The organism is Anaerococcus vaginalis ATCC 51170 (assembly GCF_000163295.1).
Lineage (GTDB): Bacteria > Bacillota > Clostridia > Tissierellales > Peptoniphilaceae > Anaerococcus > Anaerococcus vaginalis.
The window spans coordinates 1-3,039 of record NZ_GG700528.1 but is presented as its reverse complement, the minus strand read 5'-3'; the positions used below and the strand labels follow the sequence as shown (position 1 = coordinate 3,039).

General features: G+C 45.3%; 1 rRNA gene. It reads right to left on the bottom strand.

What is annotated here, in order from left to right:
* Positions 1-18: 18 nt before the first annotated feature.
* Positions 19-3,039: ribosomal RNA gene (locus HMPREF0078_RS08800) — 23S ribosomal RNA — on the bottom strand; the annotation flags it as partial.

The following is a 3,039-nucleotide window of genomic DNA, read 5'->3' as shown; positions in this document are numbered from 1 at the left end:
CAATAGCTATAAATATTTCCAGTCAAGATTTAAAGTTTAGTATCCATTAGCTTAATACATTACTGCACTTACACCTTGGACCTATCTAAGGTATTTTCTTTACCTACTCTGAGAAATCTTATCTTGAGGCATGCTTCGTACTTAGATGCTTTCAGTACTTATCATTCCCGCACTTAGCTACCGAGCCATGCTAGTGGCCTAACAACTCGTACACCATTGGTGCGTCCATCCCGGTCCTCTCGTACTAAGGACAGCTCCTCTCAAATTTCTTACGCCCACGCTGGATAGGGACCGAACTGTCTCACGACGTTCTGAACCCAGCTCGCGTGCCTCTTTAATGGGCGAACAGCCCAACCCTTGGGACCTACTCCAGCCCCAGGATGAGACGAGCCGACATCGAGGTGCCAAACCTCCCCGTCGATGTGGACTCTTGGGGGAGATAAGCCTGTTATCCCCGGGGTAGCTTTTATCCGTTGAGCGATGGCCCTTCCATGCGGTACCACCGGATCACTAAGTCCGTCTTTCGACTCTGCTTGAGTTGTAGCTCTCGCAGTTAAGCTCGCTTCTGCCTTTATACTCTGCGAATGGTTTCCGTCCATTCTGAGCGAACCTTTGAACGCCTCCGTTACTTTTTAGGAGGCGACCGCCCCAGTCAAACTGCCCAACTGACAATGTCCCATGCCCTGATTCAAGGGCTATGGTTAGAACTTTGATATTAAAAGGTTGGTATCCCACCAGTGACTCCTCCTAGATTGGCATCCAGATATCTCAGTCTCCCAACTATCCTGTACATTTAATCTCAAAATCCAATATCAGCCTACAGTAAAGCTCCACGGGGTCTTTCCGTCCTAGCGTGGGTAAGTCGCATCTTCACGACTACTACAATTTCACCGGATCCTTTGTTGAGACAGTGCCCAAATCGTTACACCTTTCGTGCGGGTCGGAACTTACCCGACAAGGAATTTCGCTACCTTAGGACCGTTATAGTTACGGCCGCCGTTTACTGGGGCTTAAGTTCTAGCCTTCGATTGCTCTAAGCCTTCCCCTTAACCTTCCAGCACCGGGCAGGTGTCAGCTCCTATACTTCATCTTGCGATTTTGCAGAAACTTGTGTTTTTGGTAAACAGTCGCTTGGGCCTGGTTTCTGTGGCCATATTTCTATGGCTCCCCTTCTCCCGAAGTTACGGGGACATTTTGCCGAGTTCCTTAACAAAGGTTCTTCCGCGCGTCTTGGTATTCTCTACCTCCCTACCTGTGTCGGTTTTGGTACGGGCGCTTTGGTCTGGATAGTGACTTTTCTTGGCAACCTGGAATCGGCAACTTCTCTACTTATGTTTTCGATACCTATCGGCTTTTAGAATTTGTGAAAAGCGGATTTGCCTACTTTTCTTCCTACGGCTTTAGACCATCTTTTCCATCTGATGGCTTTGCTTATCCTTTTGCGTCATCACTTCTCTCATATCGACTTCAAGCGGTACAGGAATATAAACCTGTTATCCATCGCCTACGCCTTTCGGCCTTGGCTTAGGTCCCGACTTTCCCTGAGGGGACGAGCCTTGCTCAGGAGTCCTTAGGGTTTCGACGGGGATGATTCTCACATCCCTTCTCGCTACTCATGCCAGCATTCTCTCTTGTATTAGATCCACTTTTGCTTTCGCCTTGGCTTCGTCTCTAATACAATGCTCCTCTACCACTAATAGAGGTATTAAGTTTAGCTATGAGTCCTAGTTTTTAACTCTAACCAGTGATTGTTAGTTCATAATTTCTTATGTTACTCACTTTTGACTTTAGACTTGTGTTTTTTGAATATTTTTCTTTTTTTAATATCCTATCTTTTATGTCTGCGTCTGAAATTTGTTTTTCTTTTTAATCTCTTCTGTTTTTGTTAAATATTTCCTAGTCTCATTTGTAAACTTAATCCCTCTATTAATCCGAAGCTTCGGTATTGAATTTGAGCCCCGTTCATTTTCGGCGCAAACCCACTTGACCAGTGAGCTATTACGCATTCTTTAAATGCATGGCTGCTTCTAAGCCAACGTCCTGGTTGTCTTAGTAGATTCACATCCTTTTCCACTTAATTCAAATTTTGGGACCTTAGCTGTCGGTCTGGGCTGTTTCCCTTTCGACTTAGAAGCTTATCCCCCTAAGTCTGACTCCCTGACTTGATTTTTTGGCATTCGGAGTTTGATAGGTTTTGGTACGGTAATCCGCCCTAGACCATTCAGTGCTCTACCTCCTAAAATCTTAGGTCAGAGGCTAGCCCTAAAGCTATTTCGAGGAGAACCAGCTATCTCCGGGTTCGTTTGGTTTTTCGCCCCTATCCACAGTTCATCCGATGCGTTTTAAACCGCACCCGGTTCGAGCCTCCATTGAATTTTACTTCAACTTCACTCTGACCATGGATAGATCACCCGGTTTCGGGTCTATTCTAACTTACTTCCGCCCTATTAAGACTCGCTTTCGCTGCGGCTTCTGATCTTAAATCATTAACCTTGCAATTTAGAATAACTCGCTGGCCCATTCTACAAAAGGTACGACATCACGTTCGTTCACGCTCTGTCTGCTTGTAGGCACTAGGTTTCAGGTTCTATTTCACTCCCCTTTCGGGGTTCTTTTCACCTTTCCCTCACGGTACTTGTTCACTATCGGTCACATGTTAGTATTTAGCCTTAGGGGATGGGCCCCCTATCTTCACACCGGGTTACTCGTGCCCGGTGATACTTTCCCTCTCGTTTATTAATGTTTTCGTCTACAAGACTTTCACTTTCTTTGGTTTATCTTTTCAGATAATTTGACTAACTTTAACAAATCGCTATTGAGTTAGGCTCTTTTCCTTTCGCTCGCCGCTACTTAGAAAATCGATGTTTCTTTCTTTTCCTCCTGCTACTTAGATGTTTCAGTTCGCAGGGTTTCGCCTTACTAAGCTATGTATTCACTTAGTAATGATTGTGTCTTCCACAACCGGGTTGCCCCATTCGGAGACCTAGGGGTCAATGCTTTTTGTGAGCTTACCCTAGTTTTCGTTCACTTACGTCCTTT